The 23068-nt window shown below is 38.3% G+C and carries 29 protein-coding genes and 1 tRNA gene; 10 read left to right on the plus strand and 20 right to left on the minus strand.

Annotated features, from left to right (window positions below; translation table 11 throughout):
- Positions 1-11: 11 nt before the first annotated feature.
- The 10 genes from V8V91_RS07055 to V8V91_RS07100 all read right to left on the minus strand — a co-directional run bounded on the left by V8V91_RS07055 (position 12) and on the right by V8V91_RS07100 (position 7346).
- On the minus strand, positions 12-2273 hold the full coding sequence (locus tag V8V91_RS07055) for a SusC/RagA family TonB-linked outer membrane protein (protein WP_373399460.1): 2262 nt from the start codon (positions 2271-2273) through the stop codon (positions 12-14).
- Positions 2274-2296: 23 nt separating this feature from the next.
- A complete protein-coding gene (locus tag V8V91_RS07060) occupies positions 2297-3220 on the minus strand; it encodes a TonB-dependent receptor plug domain-containing protein (protein WP_373399461.1) in 924 nt (307 codons plus the stop codon).
- Between the two features lie 315 nt (positions 3221-3535).
- Entirely contained in the window at positions 3536-4648 is a 1113-nt protein-coding gene (locus V8V91_RS07065; protein WP_373399462.1) for a FecR family protein, read from the minus strand.
- A 114-nt stretch (positions 4649-4762) separates the two neighbouring features.
- The gene (locus V8V91_RS07070) at positions 4763-5329 is read right to left on the minus strand and encodes an RNA polymerase sigma factor (protein WP_373399463.1); all 567 of its coding nucleotides are present in this window, start codon (positions 5327-5329) and stop codon (positions 4763-4765) included.
- A gap of 255 nt (positions 5330-5584) precedes the next feature.
- On the minus strand, positions 5585-5830 hold the full coding sequence (locus V8V91_RS07075; RefSeq protein ID WP_373399464.1) for a GIY-YIG nuclease family protein: 246 nt from the start codon (positions 5828-5830) through the stop codon (positions 5585-5587).
- A 94-nt stretch (positions 5831-5924) separates the two neighbouring features.
- Positions 5925-6173 carry a GIY-YIG nuclease family protein gene (locus V8V91_RS07080; protein WP_373399465.1) on the minus strand — a complete coding sequence of 83 codons (249 nt, stop codon included), beginning with the start codon at positions 6171-6173 and terminating at the stop codon, positions 5925-5927.
- 92 nt (positions 6174-6265) lie between these two features.
- Positions 6266-6514: a GIY-YIG nuclease family protein gene (locus V8V91_RS07085; RefSeq protein ID WP_373399466.1), complete on the minus strand. Its 249-nt coding sequence runs from the start codon at positions 6512-6514 to the stop codon at positions 6266-6268.
- 41 nt (positions 6515-6555) lie between these two features.
- Positions 6556-6629, minus strand: a tRNA-OTHER gene (locus V8V91_RS07090).
- Positions 6630-6696: 67 nt separating this feature from the next.
- A complete protein-coding gene (locus V8V91_RS07095; RefSeq protein WP_373399467.1) occupies positions 6697-6918 on the minus strand; it encodes a hypothetical protein in 222 nt (73 codons plus the stop codon).
- A 137-nt stretch (positions 6919-7055) separates the two neighbouring features.
- Positions 7056-7346: a hypothetical protein gene (locus V8V91_RS07100; RefSeq protein ID WP_373399468.1), complete on the minus strand. Its 291-nt coding sequence runs from the start codon at positions 7344-7346 to the stop codon at positions 7056-7058.
- A 121-nt stretch (positions 7347-7467) separates the two neighbouring features.
- On the opposite strand from V8V91_RS07100, the gene V8V91_RS07105 reads away from it, so the two are divergent.
- The 4 genes from V8V91_RS07105 (at position 7468) to V8V91_RS07120 (ending at position 9910) form a co-directional block, all read left to right on the plus strand.
- Positions 7468-7917 (plus strand): DM13 domain-containing protein, encoded by a 450-nt coding sequence (locus V8V91_RS07105; protein ID WP_373399469.1) that lies wholly within the window; start codon positions 7468-7470, stop codon positions 7915-7917.
- 112 nt (positions 7918-8029) lie between these two features.
- Positions 8030-8815 (plus strand): hypothetical protein, encoded by a 786-nt coding sequence (locus V8V91_RS07110; protein ID WP_373399470.1) that lies wholly within the window; start codon positions 8030-8032, stop codon positions 8813-8815.
- A gap of 12 nt (positions 8816-8827) precedes the next feature.
- Positions 8828-9391: a Crp/Fnr family transcriptional regulator gene (locus V8V91_RS07115; protein WP_373399471.1), complete on the plus strand. Its 564-nt coding sequence runs from the start codon at positions 8828-8830 to the stop codon at positions 9389-9391.
- A gap of 60 nt (positions 9392-9451) precedes the next feature.
- A complete protein-coding gene (locus V8V91_RS07120; protein ID WP_373399472.1) occupies positions 9452-9910 on the plus strand; it encodes a hypothetical protein in 459 nt (152 codons plus the stop codon).
- Between the two features lie 241 nt (positions 9911-10151).
- Here the strand turns inward: V8V91_RS07120 and V8V91_RS07125 are convergent, their stop codons facing one another.
- The 8 genes from V8V91_RS07125 to V8V91_RS07160 all read right to left on the minus strand — a co-directional run bounded on the left by V8V91_RS07125 (position 10152) and on the right by V8V91_RS07160 (position 13594).
- Positions 10152-10343 (minus strand): ATP-binding protein, encoded by a 192-nt coding sequence (locus V8V91_RS07125; protein ID WP_373399473.1) that lies wholly within the window; start codon positions 10341-10343, stop codon positions 10152-10154.
- Positions 10327-10803 (minus strand): sensor histidine kinase, encoded by a 477-nt coding sequence (locus V8V91_RS07130; protein ID WP_373399474.1) that lies wholly within the window; start codon positions 10801-10803, stop codon positions 10327-10329. Before V8V91_RS07130 ends, V8V91_RS07125 begins: the two co-directional genes overlap by 17 nt.
- A gap of 29 nt (positions 10804-10832) precedes the next feature.
- A complete protein-coding gene (locus tag V8V91_RS07135) occupies positions 10833-11600 on the minus strand; it encodes a HAMP domain-containing protein (protein ID WP_373399475.1) in 768 nt (255 codons plus the stop codon).
- A gap of 9 nt (positions 11601-11609) precedes the next feature.
- Positions 11610-11861, minus strand: coding sequence for a helix-turn-helix domain-containing protein (locus tag V8V91_RS07140; protein ID WP_373399476.1), 252 nt, complete (start codon positions 11859-11861; stop codon positions 11610-11612).
- A gap of 2 nt (positions 11862-11863) precedes the next feature.
- Positions 11864-12262 (minus strand): response regulator transcription factor, encoded by a 399-nt coding sequence (locus tag V8V91_RS07145; protein ID WP_373399477.1) that lies wholly within the window; start codon positions 12260-12262, stop codon positions 11864-11866.
- A 168-nt stretch (positions 12263-12430) separates the two neighbouring features.
- Entirely contained in the window at positions 12431-12649 is a 219-nt protein-coding gene (locus V8V91_RS07150) for a Pycsar system effector family protein (RefSeq protein WP_373399478.1), read from the minus strand.
- Positions 12646-12945 (minus strand): Pycsar system effector family protein, encoded by a 300-nt coding sequence (locus V8V91_RS07155; RefSeq protein ID WP_373399479.1) that lies wholly within the window; start codon positions 12943-12945, stop codon positions 12646-12648. Before V8V91_RS07155 ends, V8V91_RS07150 begins: the two co-directional genes overlap by 4 nt.
- 94 nt (positions 12946-13039) lie before the next feature.
- Positions 13040-13594 carry a hypothetical protein gene (locus tag V8V91_RS07160; RefSeq protein ID WP_373399480.1) on the minus strand — a complete coding sequence of 185 codons (555 nt, stop codon included), beginning with the start codon at positions 13592-13594 and terminating at the stop codon, positions 13040-13042.
- 182 nt (positions 13595-13776) lie between these two features.
- On the opposite strand from V8V91_RS07160, the gene V8V91_RS07165 reads away from it, so the two are divergent.
- The 5 genes from V8V91_RS07165 to V8V91_RS07185 all read left to right on the plus strand — a co-directional run bounded on the left by V8V91_RS07165 (position 13777) and on the right by V8V91_RS07185 (position 18150).
- A complete protein-coding gene (locus tag V8V91_RS07165; RefSeq protein WP_373399481.1) occupies positions 13777-14517 on the plus strand; it encodes an SdiA-regulated domain-containing protein in 741 nt (246 codons plus the stop codon).
- Positions 14465-15544, plus strand: coding sequence for a metallophosphoesterase (locus V8V91_RS07170; RefSeq protein ID WP_373399482.1), 1080 nt, complete (start codon positions 14465-14467; stop codon positions 15542-15544). The genes V8V91_RS07165 and V8V91_RS07170 overlap by 53 nt, the downstream gene beginning before the upstream one ends.
- The gene (locus tag V8V91_RS07175) at positions 15517-16209 is read left to right on the plus strand and encodes a hypothetical protein (RefSeq protein WP_373399483.1); all 693 of its coding nucleotides are present in this window, start codon (positions 15517-15519) and stop codon (positions 16207-16209) included. Before V8V91_RS07170 ends, V8V91_RS07175 begins: the two co-directional genes overlap by 28 nt.
- Before the next feature lie 11 nt (positions 16210-16220).
- Positions 16221-17240 carry a hypothetical protein gene (locus V8V91_RS07180; RefSeq protein WP_373399484.1) on the plus strand — a complete coding sequence of 340 codons (1020 nt, stop codon included), beginning with the start codon at positions 16221-16223 and terminating at the stop codon, positions 17238-17240.
- Between the two features lie 154 nt (positions 17241-17394).
- On the plus strand, positions 17395-18150 hold the full coding sequence (locus V8V91_RS07185) for a BamA/TamA family outer membrane protein (RefSeq protein ID WP_373400638.1): 756 nt from the start codon (positions 17395-17397) through the stop codon (positions 18148-18150).
- On the opposite strand, the gene V8V91_RS07190 is transcribed toward V8V91_RS07185, so the two are convergent.
- Positions 18118-18822 carry a hypothetical protein gene (locus V8V91_RS07190; RefSeq protein WP_373399485.1) on the minus strand — a complete coding sequence of 235 codons (705 nt, stop codon included), beginning with the start codon at positions 18820-18822 and terminating at the stop codon, positions 18118-18120. The genes V8V91_RS07185 and V8V91_RS07190 overlap by 33 nt on opposite strands.
- Before the next feature lie 71 nt (positions 18823-18893).
- Positions 18894-20495 (minus strand): GAF domain-containing protein, encoded by a 1602-nt coding sequence (locus V8V91_RS07195; RefSeq protein WP_373399486.1) that lies wholly within the window; start codon positions 20493-20495, stop codon positions 18894-18896.
- 220 nt (positions 20496-20715) lie between these two features.
- On the opposite strand from V8V91_RS07195, the gene V8V91_RS07200 reads away from it, so the two are divergent.
- Positions 20716-22914: a sodium-translocating pyrophosphatase gene (locus V8V91_RS07200; RefSeq protein ID WP_373399487.1), complete on the plus strand. Its 2199-nt coding sequence runs from the start codon at positions 20716-20718 to the stop codon at positions 22912-22914.
- The last annotated feature ends 154 nt before the right edge of the window (positions 22915-23068 follow it).

A 23068-nucleotide genomic window follows, 5' to 3' on the forward strand; every position in this document is an offset into this window, starting at 1 on the left:
TTTCTTTAGGATTAAAATTGAAGACTTAAACCAACAGTAAATGTTCTTGGTCTAGGGTATTGGAAAAAGAAAATATTCTGTCCCCATTGATTCCCTTCCCATGATGAAGATTCAGGATCATAACCTTTAAAATCCTTAGAGTGAATCAAAAATGCATTTTGAACATTTGCATAAACTCTTAGTTTATTGAATCCCTTATTCTTTGCAATTAAATCGTTAAAGGTATAACCAAGAGAAATCAAATTACCTCTGATGTAAGATCCATCTGTAACCCATTGAGAATCCACTTCACTATTTTGACCTGAATAAGGTCCGTTACGAATTTGCTGAACCATGGTATTTTGATTATCCTCAGTCCAAGCATCATATAAAACATCGCTTAACCCACTGGCAAAACCTGTTCTGTCCTGTGTTGAATGGAAGAACTGTTGTAGAATATCTACTCCTGCAACAAACTGCACATCCAATGTCAAATCAAAGTTTTTATAATAAAAATTGTTTATAAAGCTTCCGGTCCATTTCGGAAGACCGTTTCCAATGATCTTTCTTTCAGCACTTCTTTTGGCTTCACCTGGAATAGCACCTACCTCTGCTGCCTCTGCTGCCTCATCAGTACCCCAAGTACCTAATCTTTCAAATCCCCAGAATGAACTTAAAGGCTCGCCAACTCTCAATATGGTCTGAGAACCTGACACCCAATAAGGACCTGGGAAAATATCTTCATCATTTTCTCCAAGTTTTTCAATTCTATTTTTATTGTAGGAGAAATTTAGATTTGACTCCCAGCTGAAATCATTGGTTGTGATTGGAAATGCTTTTACCAAAACCTCTACACCTCTGTTTGACACAGATCCTATATTATCCCTTACGGCTGCAAAACCAGAAGATGATGGAACTGGTCTATCCAACAACAGGTCATTGGTAAGCTTATAATAATAATCAAAACTAAATACCAAAGCTCTGTTTAAGACAGCCAAGTCAAAGCCAACATCAAACTGATTTGTTTTTTCCCATTCCAAATCTGGGTTTGGAAGTCGGTTTACATAACTTATTGGAGCTCTTGTTCCATTCAGCAAAGTGGTCCCAGCTGAAATAGTTCCTAAGGATTGGTAAGTTGGAATCTCTGTATTTCCTGTTACACCGAAACTAGATCTTATTTTTAATTCATCAATGGAATTTGCCAAGCCTTGCATAAACGGCTCGTTTGAAAGAACGTAACCTACCCCTACAGAAGGGAAAACACCATATTTATTATTATCGCCAAATCGGGAAGAACCATCTACTCTACCAGTGAAAGTTACTAGGTACTTGTCTTTGAAATTATAGTTACCTCTTAAGAAATAAGAGTTCATGCTCCATTCATCATATCCTGAATTGGGAGTACCGGGTTGACTTGCAGCCTGGATTCTGTTGAAGGTGAAAGTATCATCAGAAAAGCCTCTTGCACTCACATTAAAGAATTCAGAGGTTCTTTTTTGCCAACTCAAACCAGCCATTGCATTGATTGAATGGTCGCCAAACTCCTTTGTATAGGTTAAGTAGTTTTCTTGTTGCCAATATAAACTTCTATTATTTGCTAAGTAAGCATAACCATTTGGAGAAGAAATATTGATTAAATCCGTAGGGCTGTAAATCTGCTCGTTATAGTCATTCTTATCAAAACCAATTTGAGAACGTAAATCTAAACCCGGAAGGATATGGAATGTGGTATAAAAGTTCCCAAATAATTTGGTTCTCTTTCTTAACCTATCTTGAGTTTTTAGTACATGAACTGGGTTTGGAATTGCCTCTAAACCATATGGGTCTGACACCATGCTGGAATTACTATAAGTCCCATCTGGAAATTGTACAGGAAAAATAGCTGGCATCTCGATCATGGATCTCCTTGGCATTTGATGGCCTCCGCTTTCCTCAAATACATTTTCATTGGTGGTATTTGCCAATAAATTAATCCCTATAGACAACCATTCTTTTGGTTGAGCGTCAAACGCAAATTTACCATTGATCCGCTTTAGGTAATTATTCAACATAATCCCTTCCATATCTGCATAATTAAGAAAGGCTCCAAAAGATGATTTCTCAGCTTTTGATTGAAAGGATAATTGATGGTTATGTGAAATAGCAGTTCTAGTTGCTTCTTCTTGCCAATCTGTATCGTATAATGGGTTACCATTCGCATCAAAAAGATTGGGATCGTTTTTGGTAAATGCAGGAATTGGTGAGTTGGGTCTATATTTGCTATGGTTAGCAAACCCACGCTCCAAAACTTCCATAAATTCTTCTGCATTCAGAACGTCTAATTTTTTCGGAAGTACGCCAATACTAAAAAACCATCATACCCCACGCTAGTGCCCAAGGTTTTAGCTCCTCTTTTGGTACTAACCATAATCACACCATTAGCTCCTCTTGCACCATAAATTGCCGTTGAAGATGCATCCTTAAGCACCTCCATACTTTCAATATCGTTTGGATTTAGAAACTCAATATTTTCCATCACAACCCCATCAACCACATAAAGCGGCTGAGAAGATGAATTAATGGTACCCAAACCCCGAATTAACACTCTTGGACTTGATGAAGGAGATCCAGAGTTCAAGAAAACATTAACTCCAGCTACTTTACCTTTAAGACCTTGTAAAGCATTGTTGATAGGAGCTTTTAGAAGTTCCTCACTTCCAACTACTCCCACTGAACCGGTAAGATCTGATTTTTTAACTGTACCATAACCAACCACAATTACTTCATCAAGAGATGTTTCATCTGGAGTCATCGTAAGATTAAAGGTTCTTCTATCTCCAACAGGCAACTCAATCGTTTGCATGCCTATAAAACTAAAAATCAATACTGACTCTTCGGAATTTACCGTAAGTGTGAATTTTCCATCTAAATCTGTTACGACACCATTGGATGTCCCTTTTTCAATTACAGATACTCCAGGAAGTGGAGAATTGGTGTCATCTAAGACAACTCCAGAAACCGTTTCTTGAACTTTTTCTTGAATGGAAACTGGCTTCTCTAGATTAGAGCTATTTCCTTTCCTAACATGGATGTTATTATTTACTTGTTTGAACTGCAAACCAGTTTGGACAGATAATTCAACAAGAACATCATAAACTGATTTATTAGATTGAATTGAAACTACCGGTATATTTTTCAACTCTTTATTGGTGTAAACAAAGTTGAAACCGGATTCAGATTCAATAGTTGAAAACGCTTGCACAATAGATAAATTGGCAAGGTTTAAATTGATCTGTACTTCGTCTATTTTTTTATCTGTGCATTGCCATTATTGGCGAAGAGCAGACTCATAGACAAGCATTGAATTAAGAAAATATAGAATATTCTTTTGGACATAGCCAATACATGTAAGAGTATGACTTTTTTCATAACTTTACTACGTGTTTATACTGTGAAGAATAGTGTAATCAATTGGTGCTGAAAGAGACTAACAATTACTTTCAGACCGTTTCAAGCTGGAGGTGTTGGCGCACCTTCAGCCCTTGTACTTAGAAAAGTGAGTTTTTATCCATAGGCTTTAATATTGGGTTAAATTTAAATTGACAGTTTTCCCCTCAATGGAATAGCTGCACTTGGTCGAATAGCTAATTCCCTCAAGGATATTTTTTAAGGATTCATCTTTAAACTTGCCAGTGATATAAACATCCTCAGGCATTTTTCCAGTGATTTTGAATTCCACCCCATACCATTTTTCAAGAGAATGAATAGTCTCCTTGAAAGGTGTGTTCTTAAAAATCAGGGTCTTATTCATCCAGGCCAAGGTAGTTTCCAGATCAAATCGGTCCTTTTGCCATAACTTGTTGTCGAGACTCGCCAAAATCCCCTCTCCCGGGATTAACTTTTCACTTAAACCCACTACTTCTTCATTGGACACTAAAACAGAGCCCTCTATCAATGAAATAGAAATGGGGGATTCAGGATAGGCTTGAATATTAAATTCTGTCCCTAGTGCTTGGGTACTGACGGGTCCGGTCTTGACTATAAAGGGTCTAAGGGTATCTTTTGCAACATCAAAATATGCTTCTCCTTCCAAGACAATTTCTCTAACCTTCCCATCAAATGGTTTTGCGTAGGTTACTTTACTTTTGGAATTCAAAGTTACAATCGTTCCGTCTGGTAATGAAATACTGGATTTCACTCCCGCAAGTGCTTCAATTGTCTCGTATTCTACAGGCGGTATTGCTTTTTCTTGTTGAAGTTGATAAAAATTAAACCATAAAATTAGAGAAAGAACTGCTACAGATGCTGCGGAAAAAACAAGTGTCATTTTTAACTTTTCCCTCCTTTTGGACTCCAACTTTTCTTTATGATGCTGAATGGCTGTCCAACTATCCAAAGACACTACCTTTGTTTCTTTCTTTATTGCTTCCTGACGGTCAATCTTGGAATTTATTTGATTCCAAAGTGAATCCTGCTGGACTTCATCCAGATGGAATTCCTTTTTAGAAAGATTAATAATGATTTTTCTGGCTTTTTCAATTTCTTCGACCTTGTTTTTATTTAATCTTAAAAATTCCTCCCAGTAGAGTTTGGATTCCAGGTCATTGGCCAACACCCATTTCCGAAACTCAGGGTCTAAAACAAAATCTTCTGTTCTGTATTCTGATTTACTCATAAAATCCGCGTTCATATAGATAAGTGCGGACTTGCTAAAAGTTATCCTTCGAAATTGAACTTTTTTTCAACTATTCTTAAATAAAAAATATTCTATAAATGATAATTCGATTTTAAAAATAATATTCGGTCAAAACGATTTTTTTAAACTCGAAATAGCCTTCCAAGCAAGGGTATAAACCGACTTTAAATTAATATTCATTTGTTTGGAGGTTTGTTCATAACTAAGCTGCTCAAAAAATAGGTAATTAATTACCTCTTTTTGTCTCATGGGAAGTCCAACCAATGCATTAGAAAGTTTAGCCCTTAAATCTTCATCCCTCTTCATCTTAATCAACTGATTCTCTGGGCTATCTAACACATAATCCATCTGCTCTAAATGCCCCTCAAAGATTGCCTTGCGTTTTGCTTCGTCTTTTGCCAATGAATAAATCTTATTCGATAAGCATTTAAAAAGGTAGAGTTTTACGTTATCCGTGCTTTGGAGATTGGCGTGGTATTTCCAAAGATCAATAAAGATCTCTTGAATAAAATCTCTCACCTGATCAGGATCTGGTAATAGGGAACATCCAAAATTAAATAGATCATTGATGTGTTTTCTGTAAATAAATTCCAAAGCGGGCCTTTCACCTTCAATTAACTTATTCCAGCAATTCAACTCATCAATTGTATCTTGACTAGATGCAAGACTTTTCATCAATCTGGTTTTCTTGGGTTTAATTTAAAACTTCAATTTTTAAAAAAATAATTAAACAGCAAAATAATGTTTGATCAGAACCTGCTTTTACAATTTTGTATCAAGAAAAATAATACAAGAAAAAAGCATATTTAATTGGCTAATCAATGCAATAATAAAATTTGCTATCGTATTTCACCAAAAATGAATTCAATTATACTTAATCATAAATAAATTTGAATTTATATGATTGGAAAATATAAGGTTTCAAGCCTACTAAAGTATTAATTCACAAATAGATAGGTCTTCTGAAATTCTACCTCTGAATCGTTTCTCCAAGACCATTGCTTCACCTCTGGAGACACAGGGTTTGGAGTAAATTAACTCCCAAGGAGTACCAGTCCGTGTAAATCGCTCCCTCCCTTGGTTATGACGTTCCAATCGCTTTACTAAGTCCGAGGTTTGACCCTCATAGTATTTACCAAGCTTAGTTGAAAAAAGGATATAGACTTTAAACTCCATTACTCAAAAAAAAAACAGTTCCGAAGAACTGTTCTATGATTGTCGGGGTGGCGGGATTTGAACCCACGACCCTCCTGACCTTAGTCAGGATACGCTAACCTTCCAGATCCAATGATGCCAGGTATCGCTTCGCTCCTAAATTTTTGATTCGTTTTTCCAAGCCCATTGCTTCACCTCTGGAGAAACAGGCTTTGGTATAAACTAACTCCCAAGGAATACCCGTCCGTGTAAATCGTTCTCTCCCTTGGTTATGACGTTCCAATCGCTTTTCTAAGTCCGAAGTTTGACCTACATAGTATTTACCAAGCTTAGTTGAAAAAAGGATATAGACTTTAAACTCCATTACTCAAAAAAAACAGTTCCGAAGAACTGTTCTATGATTGTCGGGGTGGCGGGATTTGAACCCACGACCCTCCTGACCTTAGTCAGGATACGCTAACCTTCCAGATCCAATGATGCCAGGTATCGCTTCGCTCCTAAATTTTTGATTCGTTTTTCCAAGCCCATTGCTTCACCTCTGGAGAAACAGGCTTTGGTATAAACTAACTCCCAAGGAATACCCGTCCGTGTAAATCGTTCTCTCCCTTGGTTATGACGTTCCAATCGCTTTTCTAAGTCCGAAGTTTGACCTACATAGTATTTACCAAGCTTAGTTGAAAAAAGGATATAGACTTTAAAGTTCATTACTCAAAAAAAAACAGTTCCGAAGAACTGTTCTATGATTGTCGGGGTGGCGGGATTTGAACCCACGACCCCACGCCCCCAGACGTGTACGCTAACCGGACTGCGCCACACCCCGAATCAGGCTCGAATTTACAAGTTTAGATCATTTTATAATGTAGGATTTCAAAAAAATAGCTAAAAACTTATTTATCAGAAAAAATCCCTTGAAAAGCGGATGTACCACATTTCTCACAAACAGTCGCTTTAGGATTTAAATCCAATGCCTTTCGCATAGCTTCTTTGCCATTATTATATGGTCCTAAATATTCTCTTTCATGCAAATCTGGAACAAATTCACATTCACGATCATGGATTTCAAATTCACCATCTGAATTTGGGCTAGAGGCTAAGTAAAAGAATTTCATATCAGTAAATTTAATTTTCTAAAAATACTAGTCACATTACATTCAAAAAATACCCAGTATTGGGTATTTTTCAACTAAAAAATCGATAAATAGCACTAAACACTTAGAAGAATCACAATTTCCCTAATAAAATCCTATTAATCTTCCCAAAAACGCTTCAAAAGCATTCCCCATTCTTTTTCCAAAGAAACTTCTGGTCTGGATTCACCTGCTCTTCTATACCAATAATCCGCATTCCACTGGTCACCCTCCTTCCTATGTAAATAAGCATGGACTCTCGCAGCAGACTTTCCTGGCAATTGATCCACTAAATCATGAGCTGTTTGCCAATCTCCCTTCCCATCAAAATATAAGGCCTTCAACTCGGCTGAAAAGTGTTTCTTAGGTGATGGCAAAGCCAAAAATTTCTCAATATCTTGCTGATTCATTTTATTCATATAATCGATCCGCTTCAAAACAAGCCGATTTTTGCGACAAAAGCTTTATTCTTCTGTGATTTTTTTGTGATAACCTATGGCCAATTTTGAATATCACAAAACCAATAATACCATGAAAAAGATCATGCTCCTTTTTTATTTCGCTTTTCTGGGCCTAGTTGCTTGCTCAGATGATCCCGAACCAACTATCATTGACCCAACCTTGCCCCAAGGCTCCTTTAATGTACTAAGGATGGGGGATTTTATGGATCAAAACGGTGCTGGATCAACTGGATCTGCCTCCCTTGGAGTTGACTCAGAAGGCCATCAATTCCTTCAATTCGGAAGTAGTTTCAATACTGCATTAGCAACAGGAACAGTTACGGTATTTCTTTCTACCTCGGATACCTTTATGGCAGATCCTGGAAATGGAAATCCTGATTTATTGGCCATGGGAGTAGTACGAAATTCAGGTACTAATTACTTCTTAATTCCCTCAGGAGTTTCCACGGATAAATACACCCATGTTATTTTATGGTGTGGGTCAGTTGGAATTCCTTTTGGTAATGCCCCACTTAATTAATTGTCATGTTGATAAAACCGAAAAATTGGTTTGGTAAGTCAAGTCATCTCGGGGAATTATTCCTCGGGTTGATTTGCTTACTAATCTCCAATGAAGGGTTCACTCAAAGTGGATGGACAAAAGGAAAAAAGAAGGCTTTTATCAGCTTAGCTTTCAATCCATGGTTTCTCGTGATTATTATACATTGGGTGGGGAAAAACTGGAAACCAATCAATTTTCGCAGCAATCCTTGGTATTCTATGGTGAATATGGTGTCACTGATAAGTTTACCATTATTGCCAATCTGCCATTGCAAACTTGGAATGGGTTTGAAAACACTCAAAAAGTAAGTGGATTGGGCGATTTGAGACTTGAATTCAAACATGCAATCTTGAAAAAGTACCTCCCTCTTTCTATTTCAATTGCTCCAGAATTGCCAATTGGAAAAGCCAATAATTTTGCAAAAAGCACAATTAATGATTTCGAGCAAATTAACCTACCTTCTGGAGATGGTGAGTTTAACGTTTGGTCGACGTTGGCCAGCTCTTTTGCATTACCCAATACTCCTTTTTATGGAAGTATTTTCGGATCTTATAATTTCCGAACAGAATACGATGGAATACAGTTTAGCGACCAATTTGCTATTGGGGCAGAAATAGGCTACCAAATTGCTAAAAAAGTCTGGGTAAATGCCCGGTTAAATGCATTGGCCAGTGTAGACGAAGTTCTTGTAGCAACTGACTTTGTCAGAGGAGATGGGACTGAATACACCAGCTTTAGTTTTGGAGCAAGTACCCCGGTTTACAAAAACCTCCACCTCAATCTAAACTATAGAAATTTCAATGATCTGATTTTTGATCGAAGAAACTTGTATTCCTCAGGGGTGGTCAGTATAGGTCTTTACTATGAACGTAAATAAGCCATGCAAACAATGACAGCAAATTGGGAATCAAATCAAATCCAATTCCCAAAATTCAAAAGTTATTCAAAAAAGGAAACCATATATCGACAAGGTGAGTCTTCTTCCGGGTTTTATTTAGTCAAGCATGGAAGTGTCAAACTACAGAAAACGCTTCTGAATGGGGCGCAGGCAATTTTGAAAATCATAACTTCTGGTGAGATTTTCGGAGATGGCTTTTCGACAGGATCTTTTGACACTAAAAACAATACGTTTGCAATTTCCCTGGAGGAAGGGACATTAATTCAAAGAATCTCTTTAAAAAACTTTCAAGATCCTGAAATCGGACTTCAGTTATTGGATAAACTCCAATTGTACAATCTAGAATTGACTCGGCGCCTAGAAGATCTGAATTGGATGGATTCTGAAAGTAGAGTAAAGGGTCTGCTATTCAACCTTGCCGTAAAACTAGGTAAACAGTATGGAGATGAAACTCTGTTGAAATTGAATTTGACACATGAGGAGATTGCAATGCTGACCGATACCAGCCGACAAACCGTAACAAAGACTCTTTCCAATTTAAAAAAGATGGAATAATCAATTACTCAAGAAATCGAATACTATTTAGGAATCTTAAAACTTTCAACCCCTATCCCGATGAAAATTCCAAGTAAATTAATTTTAGGCCTATTTTTCTCAATTCTATTTGCAAGTTGTGACTCTGGCTCTTTGAGTGACTCAGACCCCATGAAACCTGTGGATGAAGTAGAAGTGGTAGGTCCTGTGTCCGTAATTAAATCCGGAACCTTAACACCTCAAAGTAGCACAAATACAAAAGGAATGATTCAAATAGTCAGTAACGAAGAGGGCAAATTCTTTGTAAGACTCACAGATGATTTCACTACTAAATTCAGTACAGGAACGGTAACTGTTTACCTTTCCACTTCCGAAAATCTCCGTCTTTCTTCTGCTGGATCATTCCAATTGATTTCCATAGTTGGTAAATCTGGGGAACATTTTTTCCCGCTTGCTTCATCACCTGAAGCAAAATTTACCCATGGGATTATTTGGTGTGGTGCAGCTGCAATTCCTTTTGGCTTTGCTCCACTAGATTAAATCCAATCCTAAATCCATCTCCCCTTTCATCAAAAGAGGTTGTCTCAAAAGTCGATAATTTGTCAACCTGAGCACTTGAGCGACGAGAGTCGCGTATATCGAAGGCTTATTGAGCAATTTAAGCCACATTTCGATTTCCCTCCATGTGGCAAATGACTATGAGACAGCCTCTTTTGTATTCCACATTCGATTTTACTTTACAGTAAATAAGTGAGAGAGAATCAAGATAATAAACTTGAAATCAAGGAGTTAACTCAAACTCAAACTCGGTAAAACTTTTGGAATCAGAGTGAATTTTAATCTTACTCCCGTGAATCTCCAAAATATGCTTTACGATGGCCAAGCCAAGACCAGAACCCTGAACACCTTGTTGATCTTTATCAATCATATAATATCTATCAAAAAGTGATTGAAGTTCAGATTCGAATTCCATTACCTGAATTACGAATTTTTATGCAAACCCCTCCGTGATCTACTTCGCAGGCATCAATTAAAATTTGCCCCTCATTTGGAGTGTATTTGACAGCATTATCCAATAAATTCTGGATTACTCGATCTATCAGTGACAAATCCGCTTTGACTATGGGCAAATTTTGGCAAATCTGGGATTTGATTTTAATTCCTTTTGTTTCTGCAAGCAATTCGTACTTCAATGCAGAATCAAATAACAACTCCTGTACTTTCAATCGTTCTAATTTTACTTGCATTTGACCCGATTCAAGCTTGGACAAATCAAATAAATCAGAAACCAGTTTAGTCAACTTGTCTGTGGAACTGGAAATAATCCTCAGGTACTTTTCTTGTTCCTCCTTGCTTATCTTTTCTCCTTTAATCTGTAAGGTCTCAATGTATCCATTAATGATGGCTAATGGATTTCTTAAATCATGAGACACATTTGCAATTAGCTCTCTTCTTAAAGAATCTACTTTTTTAATTCATCGATGTTGGCAAGTATCGTATCAGCCATGTGATTAAAGGTATTCCCAAGAGTAGCAAGTTCTGAATCAGAATTAGATTCTGGGACCCTGGCTTTAAGGTCTCCATCTCTAAAATGTTCTACCGTCTGTACGATCTTCCTAAGATGACGAGTGAGCCATCCTATCAGTACTAAACCAATTAATAAAGCAACTACCAGAGTGATCAATATAGAATTAAATGTCAATTTCATCCAATAACTCCCCAATAGACTATTTGAAATGGTTTCGAACTTTTCACTCGCTAATGTGATATAAACATATCCAAGAAGCTGATTTTCCTCATAAACTGCAGTTGCCGAAAAAACAGATTGATCTCCGGGATTTCGAGGATCATCTCCGAGGATGAAATTAGATCCTTGATCAGCAACAAACTTCTTAACTGGTTCAATCTCCACGCTTTTTAATTTCACCTTTTGATCTAAAACCACATAGGACAAGATATTTCCTTCTGGATCCAGCAAATACACCTCAATACCTGGGTTTACCGCCATCATGGAATGCATAATTACGCCTAAGGCCTCTTCATTCACTTTCCCATCTTGAAAAGGATTGACTTCTTTGATCAAGTAATCAGCCACATTTGCATTGAGACGCTGCGTTGTTTCCTGAAAATAACGCTGAGAGGTAGTTGCTGTAATATATACATAGGAGAAACCTACGATCAGCAAGATCAAAATAAAACTGAGGGATATTCTCCAATATAGACTTTTCATAAAATGAATTTAAAGGTCATCGTTAAATCGATATCCTACTCCCCAAGTAGTTAATATAAATGTCGGATTGTTCGGATCTTGTTCAACTTTTGCCCGAAGACGATTGATATGGGCATTTACAGTATGTTCATAACCGCTGAAATCATATCCCCAGATTAACTCTAAAAGCTCTCCTCTTGAATAACTTCTCCCAGGATTTCTAGCCATAAGCAACAATAAATCGAATTCTTTTGGGGTTAATTCCAGCCGTTTTTGATCCAAAATCACTTTCCTTTTTTCTCATCAATTTCCAAAGTATTAAACCGCATCTGCTTGACATCTTTCTCTGCCAAGAGGGCAAATTGATCTTGCCTTCTCATGATTGCCTTTACTCTAGCAATAAACTCTCGGATTTTAAACGGCTTGGTAATGTAATCGTCCGCTCCTGATTCCAACCCAATCACTTTATCAATTTCCTCTGATTTGGCGGTAATCATAAGAATGGGGGTATAATTATCCAATGCCCTCAGACGTTGACAAATTGCAATCCCATCCATTTCTGGCAACATGATGTCTAAGATGATTAAATCGAAGGAATTTGAATTTGCCTCTTCGAAACCTAACCTTCCATTATTTCGAACCTGAATTTGGTAGCCTAGGTCATTCAGGTGAATTTGAATCAACTCACTGATATTTGGATCGTCTTCTACGATGAGTACTTTTTCATATTCAAGAATTTGAATTGAAAATTAATTTTAAAACATCACGAAACTATCACGATTGCAAAATTTCAGCTACTGAAACCACTGGTATTACTGAGAACAACTCCCTTAGAGCCGAGTTTTTGGCTTCTAATATTGCAAAGGCTCAAAAAAGATAGAGGCGATCAAAAAAGAAAGGATTGAGATGATAAATCCAAACATGAAAATATTATAGCTTTTTCTAAGCAATTTATATTTCACGGCCAGCACCTTCCCTAAAAAATAGATATCTCTAATCATGGAATCATACAAGAAAGATCCATCCTCAATCATTGCATGCATCCCCGCCGTATACTCCTGAAGACTCATTTCATAGAAATTCCCAAAGTACAGCAGATTGCTTTCTTTTTTCCGATACTCTCTTCTGAAACGCTCCCATGGGTAACTTTTGGCCTGGTAGCCAAAATGGCAAACACCATTGCTCCCAAACAGGTAGAAATCAACAAAATAGCTGGAATGGTATAGTTAGGAAATTCCTCTAGTTTTCGGATTAAAACCGTGACAACGATGGAAATGATGATCGAATTGACCGAGATCATAATATTGGCCTTGTTATCGGCAATGGATGAAAGTTCCATGTGATTTTTGGCAGTGACACGAAACATGGTCTCTACCCCACGGTCTGATTTTTTATTCTTTCCTTTTTTCTTCCCTTTTTTTTTGCGAGCAACTCAGCGTCTTCTATTTTCTCGTCCAATATCAATTTGTTTTTTCCTTACCTGGTTGAAAATGCTTAATAGCATACTCAGAATGATAATGATGGGATTCCATAAAATCCCGAGTGCCTTTTAACCATTCTTCCAAAGGGATTTTCTTCCCTAATGCACTTTCTTTTTCCTTTCTCAATAAAAGTGTCTGCTCATAAAATAAATCTGAACTCAAATGGTATAAATCTGAATCACATAGGATCGATTCAAATAAATCTTTAGGCTTCTGGGGAACTTTCGTAGCTAAAATGGCTGATTTAATCCGCTGGATTCTTTCATCTGATATGCCTAACTCAGTCAGGCAATTCTGGGCAAGATCTGCCCCCTGCTGTTCATGCCCTTCAGCCACTCCATCCCAGTAACCTACATCATGTAGCCAGCCGGCAAAAAATAGATCTTCTAGGTCCTGATCTGAAAGTTTATAGTACTTCCCTATCTCATTTACTTTTTCTACTATTAATAAGGTGTGGTCCAGGTTATGATAACAAACCTCAGGCATTTGACGGTTAGCAAACATTTCCCGCATCCAGGATTCGAATTTTTTCAATTGGTTATCCACTGTTATTACCTTATTTTGAGTATTCTAAGATAAAAGAATATTAGTTCTCGATCATACATGAACCAAATATCTAATATATCCATTTTTTGCTTTCTGCTTTTAAGTCAATGCTATGGGCAGGATAGGCGGACAGATTATTACAGTTTCCCTCCCATTACTCTTTGGAAAATGTGAAAAAATTCAATCTCTCTAATGATCTGGAGGAAATCTCTGGGTTGGAATGGATCAATGAACAAACGCTTTGGGCGATTGAAGACGAGTCTTCCATCATTTTTGAACTAAACCCGAACACGGGCAAAATCACGGATAAACAAAAGTTTGCCAAAAACAAGGACATTGAAGATCTCATGATCCTAGAAAATGATGCCTGGGTACTTCAAAGTAATGGAAACCTCTATCAAGTGGAAGAGCCATTAACCGAATATAGTAACACGACTATCCATAAATTCCCTATTCAGGAGAAACGAGATTTTGAGGCATTGATCAAATCTCCAGACCAATCGCTCATTTGGATTTTTTGCAAAGTCTGTAGTTGGGATAAAAACTCCAATAAATCCTCGGTTTTTGCTTTCAATTTAGAATCGATGAGTTTTGAAGAAGAGGCCAATTTTATTCTTGAGAATGAGCAATTGGAACCATTATTAAAGGAAGATGATTTTAAGAAAGTCAAAATGCAACCATCTGCTATTGCTTTCCATCCCATCGAAAAAAATTACTATCTCTTATCTTCAAGTGATCACTGGGTTATGGTATTAGATCAAGAATTTAACCCTATTAGCTTTCATCATTTAAACCCGGCTCTTTTCAAGCAACCGGAAGGGATTACTTTTTCTAAAGATGGGACCCTTTTCATTTCGAATGAAGCCAGGGATGGCCGACCCAATATTCTTATATTCCCTTATCAGCCATGAAAAAGCTGTTCCTCTCTATCCTTACTTTTTCTGGGTTGTTAGTACCAATGCCCAGGAAGCTGACTTAAAGTTCAGGCTTTATTTAATTGGAGATGCAGGGGAACTAGAAAACGAACATCATCCAGTTGTAGAAAAAGTAAAACAAAAGGCGCTTTCAGAACCGAATGTATCTACTCATATCCTCTACCTAGGAGATAATATTTATCCGTTAGGCATGCCTTCGATCAGTGATGAAGATCGACCAGAGGCAGAAGCCATATTGAAAACTCAGCTTGATTTATTTTCTTCTATTTCCGGGAAAATCTGGATGGTTCCAGGAAATCATGATTGGAAAAAAGGAAAGTCTGAAGGTTGGAATCGGGTATTGTATGCTGAAGAATATATTGAAGACAATTACTCTTCTGAAAAAGTCAATTTAGTTCCTTCAGGAGGTTGCCCCGGTCCATACATTACCTTACTTGATTCAGAAACATTATTAATTGCTTTTGACAGTCAATGGTGGCTGCATTCCAAAGACAAGCCGGGTGTTGAATCCGATTGTGAATTTAAAACCGAAGAGGAAATTTTAGCTTCATTGGCCTACACCTTGGAAGAGAATCAAGATAAAACCATTGTATTTGCCATGCACCATCCCATGCGCGCTTATGGACCGCATAATGGGGCATATAGTTGGAAGGATCACCTTTTCCCATTAACAGCAGCCTCAGAAAACCTGTATATTCCTTTACCTATAGTCGGTTCCATTTATCCTTTGTATAGATCTTGGTTTGGAGATATTCAGGACATACCTCATCCTAAGTATGAAGCCATGATCAAAGCACTGGATCGGCTTTTTGATTCACATCCCAATGTCATTCAAGTTGCTGGCCATGAACATGGGCTTTTTTATACCAAAGAGGGAAATACCCATTATGTGGTGAGCGGGGCGGGAGCAAAAAACACCTATATCAAAAAAATAACCCAGCGGAATTCACCTATCCCCAACAAGGGTATGCCACTTTGGATTTTTATGAAAACCATCAGGTAAAGCTCACTTTTTTTGACCCTTTACAAGAAGCACCCCTATATGAATCTGAACTGATTCAGCCATTTGCAGATAACCCTGCAGAGCTACAATTATTTGACAGAAATCTCCCAAAAGAAATAACTGAACCCATTTCCTTACAGTACCTACATGGCAAGGCGTATCAGGCATTTTTAGGTACTAACTATCGGGAAACCTGGGCAATACCAGTTACTTTTCCTTCTTTGGATCTGACACAGGCAAAAGGAGGCCTAAAGATCACCAAAAGAGGTGGTGGCATGCAAACCCGTTCACTCCGATTGGAGAATCCGGATGGAAAGGAATTTGTATTGAGGTCTATCAATAAATATCCTGAAAATGCACTTTCCGTTCCACTGAGGCAGACCATAGCCAAAGAGGTTGTTCAAGATCAAATCTCATCCTCTCATCCCTATGCTGCTATGGCGGTTGCCAGGCTGGCCGATGCGGTTGGAGTGATTCATACCAACCCATCCATCGTGTATTTACCCGATGACCCCCTATTAGGAGTTTATAGAAAATCCTTTGCAAACCAACTCTATCTCTTTGAAGAAAGGGAAATTGGCCATTCGGAAGATCCGAAAGACATTGAGTTTTTCAGCACCGATAAAATGTTGAAAAAATCAAGAAGGATAATGACAACCAGGTAAATCAAAAGGAGGTGCTCAAAGCAAGGGTTTTTGATCTTTGGATTGCGGATTGGGATCGACATGACGATCAATGGAGATGGGTTGGAGAGAAAAATAAAGGTGATTGGGAATTTAAACCCATGCCACGAGATCGTGACCAGGCATTCTTCCTGAATGAAGGCTTCTTTCCAAAACTGGCCAGTAGACCTTGGTTGAACCCCAAATTCCAAGGTTTCGGTTATGAGCTGAAAAATGTAAATGGGTTCATGTTTAATGGCCGATATTTTGATCGTAGCTTTTTGAATAATCTGGAACAGAAGGATTGGGAAAAGGTACTGGACAACATGCTACCCAAACTTACAGAGGAAGAAATCGATCATGCATTGGATGCTTGGCCTGATACGATCAAAAAACATGACGGTGATGAAATAAAAGCAAAACTGCTGCACAGAAAAACCTGGCTCAAAGCAAAATCTCTGGAATACTACCGTTTTTTAGCTTTAGATGTCAATGTGGTCGGTTCTAATAAAAACGAGGAGTTTGAAGTCAAACATTATCCAGATGGAAATGTAAAAGTGGAAGTTCGCAAGATCAGTAAATCAGGCAATCTAAAGCAGAAAATATTTGACCGAACTTTCCTTCCTGATGAAACCCAAGAAATTCGACTCTATGGCCTGGAAGGGGAAGACAAGTTTATATTTGAAGGAGAAGGACCAGGAGATATCAAAATCAGGGTCATCCCAGGGAAAGGTGAAAAGGAATATGAGGATCATGCTGAGTTGAAGAAAACTTCCCAGTTAATCTACCAGTCTAAGAAGGACAATACTTCTATCCAACCCGGTAAATCTTCAAAAATAATCAAAGCCTACCACCCCAATCTTTTAGAGTACAATAGGAAGGAATTTAAGTATGACAAAGTGATGCCCTTAGCATCCCTGGAATTCAATCAAGATGATGGGATATTTTTGGAGCCGGAATTTTATGGGAAAAGCAGGGTTTTAAAAAAGACCTTATGCCATCAGACAAAGCTTAAAAGGGAACTGGGCTTTTAAAACCAATGCTTTTAACCTGGACTATGATGGGCATGCGGTCGATGTTTTAAATAACTGGGATTTAGTATGGAAAGCAGATATAAAAGCCCCAGACTATGCCTTCAACTTTTTCGGCCAAGGAAATGAATCCACTTATAACCCAGAAAATTTTGAGATCCGCTATTACCGAGCACGTTTTAGCTGGTATGAATTATCTACCGGGCTCCAAACTAACCTAGGAGAAAGTGGGACGTTAACCATTGGACCGCATTATCAGGTGTATCGATTTGATCCAGATGACAATGACGGAAAATTTATTACAAGTCCTGAGTCTGGCTTAGACCAAGAGGATATTGATCAGGCCAAATTCTATTCAGGAATTACTGCTCAGGTCAATTTCGACAAAAGAGATAATGAGCATATACCTACCCGCGGTTTCCTTTTCCAAAATCAGCTTAAAAGAAGTTGGGGATTAAATGAGGCTTCCAATAGTTTCACTCGGTTTAACACGGAACTTGCCTTGTATTGGTCATTCAATTATCCTTCCAGAATGGTGTGGGCTACTCGTTTTGGAGCAGGGAAAAACTGGGGAAATTACGCCTATTTCCAAGGTCAAATCCTGGGAGGCATGGATAATTTAAGAGGTTTTCGCCGATACCGCTTCAATGGAAAAGCAGTTGCCTACAACAATACGGAAGTAAGGATTCAAGTTTTCAATCTCAAAACTTATATTTTACCTGCAACCATAGGCGTGTTGGGGTTTCATGACATCGGTAGAGTTTGGATGGAAAACGAAAAATCCACTACATGGCACAATACCTTTGGGTTAGGAGTATGGCTCGCACCCCTAAACCAAATCGTTGCTACCCTTTCTCTAGGTTTTAATGATGAAGAAACCTTACCCTTCTTTTCTTTCGGCTATCAATTTTGAGAAAATCTCTGGATTCTCTTGAGTCCTTTCTTTGACTGTGACCCGAATCGCTTTCATCCCATATACCCCCTGCATTTCTTCCAATTCCAACTCTTCCACTTCTTTGGTCAAGAGATCCTTATTCTGAAGGTATTTGATAAAGTCCAAGTACTCCCGGGCCTCTTTCTCTTGAGAATATACTATTGCAATTTTACCGGGTTGGTTCAAGCGTTCTCTTGTACCTTTTACCAAAGCCTTATCAATACGCTTTTTGATAATTTCATAACGAATGTTGTAGGCTCCCTCCACATCAAATTTACGTTCGTCCAACCTAAAACTGATCGAAATCGGGGTACTATGAGCCAAGATCATTTGGGTCACATCCAATGGATGCTGCAATTCATTCTTTTGATGGGCCACCAAATGAACTGTTTCGATCAAGGTCTGTAATTGCCAAAGTCTCAGATTTTTTAAATACAATGGATCGTACTTCTGGTCTTTGACCAAAGACTGTCCGATGTAAATATTATATTCAATCCCATCCGTTTTGAATTTTTCAAAATAATGGGGAAACATTTGCTGCACCTTGGTTTCCTCTTTTTCGAGGTAGTTGCCGATTACCTGATTTATTTTGGCAAGGCTTTGCTCGAAAGACTTCCTATTGGTACTTACCACTCCCAATTTAGGGTCCAAAGCTTTGAAATAGGAATTGACATATTCTTCAAGGTCTTCAAAATTACTTTTCAGGTAATTAAATGCTGGCTCTAAGTCATAGTGAAAAAGTCCGTGATTTTCACTTCTTCATCGCTGACCAACATGAAGTTAATTCGCTTTTCGAATTCCTCGATTTGATCTATCAATCGATCCAACAAGGGAAGAAAATGAACTTCTTTAGCTTTCTGCAAGACCTTCTTTGCGGAAGCCAACTGCACTTGAAAATCATCATGAATGGCATTATTCCGCTCTACTGAAGAATTCTTTACATCCACTGCCGCATACAATGGGTAAACATCATTAAAAACAATGGGCTTAATTTCAGGATGTTCGCCTTCCTCTTCCTCTAATACATAATCCAAGGCGATCTCGTCAAACTTCCATTCGACTACAGGATGTATTGCAGTGAAATTTTTGCGAATGATACTTTTGATTTTTTGGTCTAGCACCTCCGCTTGTCTGTTAAGGGCCAAGGAAAGCGAGGGAGCCAAATAATCCAATGTCACTAACATCAATGGATCAAAGGTCTGCTCCTGGAAGGCGCATACTTCCAAAACCCCTACCAATTCTCCATTATGCCTCAAAGGGTATAATATAATTTCCTTTACCCCCATCTCATTCAACTTCACACCCAATGGCAATTTTTCTCTTGCCACATCCAAATCATTTAGAAAAATAGGTTTTTCAACTGTTGACAATAACTCTAATACAGCCTGGTAACTATTTTCACATCCCTCTCCACACAAATGTTTAATCAAATAACTATAAGCTAGCCTGCTTTCAGTCATTACCATCCTTCCATTGATGGTTTGCAATACCGCTAGTCCTACTTTTATTCCTGGCTTTCCTAATAAGCTTTTTACGGAATCTTCTACAATTTCCATAAAGGATTCTGCTGACACCTGCTCTTGGTTTAATACTGCTTCATTTAGAGTAGCCACACTTTGAGCAACGGTAAGGTCCTGAGCCTCCATTAAAATAAATCCATGGAATTCAAACATTTCCAATGGCAACAATTCCATCCACTTTTCCACCTCGTAATGGTTGGGCTTATTACTGGAACAAAACTCTGATTTTCTTTTAATTTCAGGGATTGGGACCTTAGGAACTACCTTTACAAACTGAGAATTGATTTGTATCTGATAATGTCTGGTAAAGCCTTCGGAACTGGGCACTTTAAAAACCAAGGGATATATCTCATTGATTTTAATTCCATAAAGTTGATCAAGGATCAATGCATAAACATGCAGCATTTTATGGAAGTAAATGCGCTCTTCATTGAGGTTATACGGAATCTTTACTTCTCCTTTAGGAGTCAAAAATTCCTTTTTGAAAGCAGGAGTACAATAAATAGGATGGTAGTCAAATGGCTTTGACAAGCCTAATATTCTATTTTCCTCCTGACCGGATAAGGGGAAAAGTGAACTCAAAATCAAACTAAAACCTAGCTTGTTTCTATCTGACAATACATCTTCTCTTTCAATGGGAAATTTGCTCAGATCAGGATAATCCTTCATTCGCGTCAAATAATCTTGATACAAACAAGTGCTTGGATTTTCTTGATCACTTAGCTTTTCCCACTGTTCAAAAAGCAGATTAAAGTCTAAAAATGAATTAAACTTTAAATCGGAAAGCATTTTTTCACTTTTCATACTAATTCCTTGAGTTATAGAATTTAACTTATTTTCAGAAAATAAGTTCCATTTGCACGCCCAATCTTAATCCTAATACTTGGTTTTATTGCTAAATCCTCAATAAAATAGGTTTTTCTTCTTATTATACAGTGATTTCTTTGGAGTTGTCGGCTTCAAGAGAAATTCTATATTTGCTCAGTTGATAATCAATAAATCCAATTTAGTATTACGAATTTATATGGAAAACGCGCTTATTTATTTGGTCCCAGCATTGGGAATTTTAGGCCTCATCGTAATGGCCTTAAAGTCTTCCTGGGTTACGAAACAAGAAACAGGGGATAAGACCATGGTAGAACTGGCAGGCTATATCGCCGATGGTGCCATGGCATTTCTAAGGGCAGAATGGAAAGTACTTGGCTACTTTGCTGTTATTGCCATGATTTTATTGGGATGGTCAGGAATGATGGTCGAAACATCAAGCCCGGTCATTGCCATTTCCTTTTTAATTGGTGCATTTTTCTCAGCTTTTGCAGGATTTATCGGAATGCGTATCGCTACCAAAGCGAATGTACGAACTACTCAGGCTGCAAGAACAAGCCTGAAGCAAGCCCTCAAGGTGTCTTTTACAGGGGGATCTGTCATGGGATTAGGTGTAGCGGGACTCGCTGTATTGGGTTTAGGCTCCCTATTCATTTTCTTCTACCACTTGTATGTACAGAGTGTAGGAGCTGGAGTAAATGGCGTGGAAATGGAGAAAGCCTTGGAGGTTTTGGCCGGCTTCTCATTGGGAGCAGAATCCATCGCATTATTTGCGAGAGTAGGTGGCGGTATTTACACCAAAGCAGCTGACGTAGGAGCAGATTTGGTTGGAAAAGTCGAAGCAGGAATCCCTGAAGATGATGTCAGAAATCCAGCCACCATTGCAGATAATGTAGGAGACAATGTAGGAGATGTAGCGGGCATGGGAGCAGATCTTTTTGGATCCTATGTAGCCACTATCCTAGCGACGATGGTATTGGGACGGGAAATTGTCTCTGTAGATGCATTTGGAGGAATCGCGCCTATTTTGCTTCCCATGATTCTTGCAGGATTGGGAATTGTGTTTTCTATCATCGGAATGGCATTCGTTACTATTAAAGATGAAAAAGGTGATGTTCAAAAAGCTTTGAATATGGGAAACTGGTCTTCCATCATCTTTACAGGTATTGCTTCCTTCTTTATCGTGCAATACATGCTACCCGAAACCCTTTCAATCAGAGGGTATGCGTTTTCCAACATGGATGTATTTTATGCCATCATTCTGGGATTGATCGTCGGAACTTTGATGAGTATTATTACGGAGTATTATACCGCCATGGGTAAAAGACCTGTCCTATCGATTATTAAGCAATCAGCTACAGGACATGCTACCAATATTATTGGGGGGTTATCCGTAGGAATGGAATCCACTGTATTACCTATTTTGGTCTTAGCTGGAGGAATCTACGGAGCCTATGAATTTGCAGGATTGTACGGAGTGGCAATTGCAGCTGCAGGTATGATGGCGACTACTGCGATGCAGTTAGCGATTGATGCATTTGGACCCATTGCAGACAATGCCGGAGGAATTGCGGAAATGAGCCAGCTTCCAGACGAGGTAAGAGGAAGAACAGACATTTTAGATGCAGTAGGGAACACCACAGCAGCGACCGGAAAAGGTTTTGCGATCGCTTCAGCAGCATTGACTTCTCTAGCATTATTTGCAGCATTTGTTGGTATTGCAGGAATTGATGCCATTGACATCTATAAAGCGGATGTATTGGCAGGGCTTTTCGTTGGAGGCATGATTCCATTTATATTCTCCTCCCTTGCCATTGCGGCGGTAGGTAGAGCTGCCATGGACATGGTGAATGAAGTCCGAAGACAATTCCGTGAAATCCCTGGAATCATGGAATATAAAGCAAAGCCTGAATATGACAAATGTGTTGAAATCTCCACCAAAGCTTCTATTCGAGAAATGATTGCACCAGGAGCAATCGCATTGATCACCCCGATTATTGTAGGTTTTATTTTTGGACCCGAGGTATTGGGAGGTTTGCTTGCAGGCGTGACCGTTTCTGGAGTGTTGATGGGTATGTTTCAATCCAATGCAGGTGGTGCATGGGATAATGCCAAAAAATCCTTTGAAAAAGGAGTAGAAATAGATGGCGAAATGTATTACAAGAAATCAGAACCACATAAAGCTTCTGTTACAGGGGATACAGTTGGAGATCCATTTAAAGACACCTCTGGACCGTCCATGAACATCTTGATCAAATTGATGTCCATTGTGGCATTGGTCATTGCTCCTCACATTAGTCATGTTTCCCATGGTACAGAAATGGCTGAACGAGTTGAAGTAAAAAAAGAAATCAAATATGAGGATGGAAAGAAGATCGTAACGGAAACAAAAAAGTAATTCATTAAAACCACCAACCTTTCATGTAAAGCCACTTCAAATTGAAGTGGCTTTTTTTGGACCAAAAATTCCGAATTACCTATTTGATGCAGTTATTCAAAATATATTACTGCATAAACCAGCAAAAGCAAATATTATTCGAATAACACCTGTT

The organism is Algoriphagus halophilus, assembly GCF_041729275.1.
Taxonomy (GTDB): Bacteria; Bacteroidota; Bacteroidia; order Cytophagales; family Cyclobacteriaceae; genus Algoriphagus; species Algoriphagus halophilus_A.

Excerpts from the sequence above, each read along its gene's own strand:
- V8V91_RS07055 (WP_373399460.1), bottom strand. The coding sequence starts at position 2,273 with ATGGAAGTTTTGGAGCGTGGGTTTGCTAACCATAGCAAATATAGACCC.
- V8V91_RS07065 (WP_373399462.1), bottom strand. The coding sequence starts at position 4,648 with ATGAACGCGGATTTTATGAGTAAATCAGAATACAGAACAGAAGATTTT.
- V8V91_RS07070 (WP_373399463.1), bottom strand. The coding sequence starts at position 5,329 with ATGAAAAGTCTTGCATCTAGTCAAGATACAATTGATGAGTTGAATTGC.
- V8V91_RS07075 (WP_373399464.1), bottom strand. The coding sequence starts at position 5,830 with ATGGAGTTTAAAGTCTATATCCTTTTTTCAACTAAGCTTGGTAAATAC.
- V8V91_RS07080 (WP_373399465.1), bottom strand. The coding sequence starts at position 6,173 with ATGGAGTTTAAAGTCTATATCCTTTTTTCAACTAAGCTTGGTAAATAC.
- V8V91_RS07085 (WP_373399466.1), bottom strand. The coding sequence starts at position 6,514 with ATGAACTTTAAAGTCTATATCCTTTTTTCAACTAAGCTTGGTAAATAC.
- V8V91_RS07095 (WP_373399467.1), bottom strand. The coding sequence starts at position 6,918 with ATGAAATTCTTTTACTTAGCCTCTAGCCCAAATTCAGATGGTGAATTT.
- V8V91_RS07100 (WP_373399468.1), bottom strand. The coding sequence starts at position 7,346 with ATGAATCAGCAAGATATTGAGAAATTTTTGGCTTTGCCATCACCTAAG.
- V8V91_RS07105 (WP_373399469.1), top strand. The coding sequence starts at position 7,468 with ATGAAAAAGATCATGCTCCTTTTTTATTTCGCTTTTCTGGGCCTAGTT.
- V8V91_RS07110 (WP_373399470.1), top strand. The coding sequence starts at position 8,030 with ATGGACAAAAGGAAAAAAGAAGGCTTTTATCAGCTTAGCTTTCAATCC.
- V8V91_RS07115 (WP_373399471.1), top strand. The coding sequence starts at position 8,828 with ATGACAGCAAATTGGGAATCAAATCAAATCCAATTCCCAAAATTCAAA.
- V8V91_RS07120 (WP_373399472.1), top strand. The coding sequence starts at position 9,452 with ATGAAAATTCCAAGTAAATTAATTTTAGGCCTATTTTTCTCAATTCTA.
- V8V91_RS07125 (WP_373399473.1), bottom strand. The coding sequence starts at position 10,343 with ATGGAATTCGAATCTGAACTTCAATCACTTTTTGATAGATATTATATG.
- V8V91_RS07135 (WP_373399475.1), bottom strand. The coding sequence starts at position 11,600 with ATGAAAAGTCTATATTGGAGAATATCCCTCAGTTTTATTTTGATCTTG.
- V8V91_RS07150 (WP_373399478.1), bottom strand. The coding sequence starts at position 12,649 with ATGAGTCTTCAGGAGTATACGGCGGGGATGCATGCAATGATTGAGGAT.
- V8V91_RS07155 (WP_373399479.1), bottom strand. The coding sequence starts at position 12,945 with ATGTTTCGTGTCACTGCCAAAAATCACATGGAACTTTCATCCATTGCC.
- V8V91_RS07170 (WP_373399482.1), top strand. The coding sequence starts at position 14,465 with ATGAAGCCAGGGATGGCCGACCCAATATTCTTATATTCCCTTATCAGC.
- V8V91_RS07195 (WP_373399486.1), bottom strand. The coding sequence starts at position 20,495 with ATGAAAAGTGAAAAAATGCTTTCCGATTTAAAGTTTAATTCATTTTTA.
- V8V91_RS07200 (WP_373399487.1), top strand. The coding sequence starts at position 20,716 with ATGGAAAACGCGCTTATTTATTTGGTCCCAGCATTGGGAATTTTAGGC.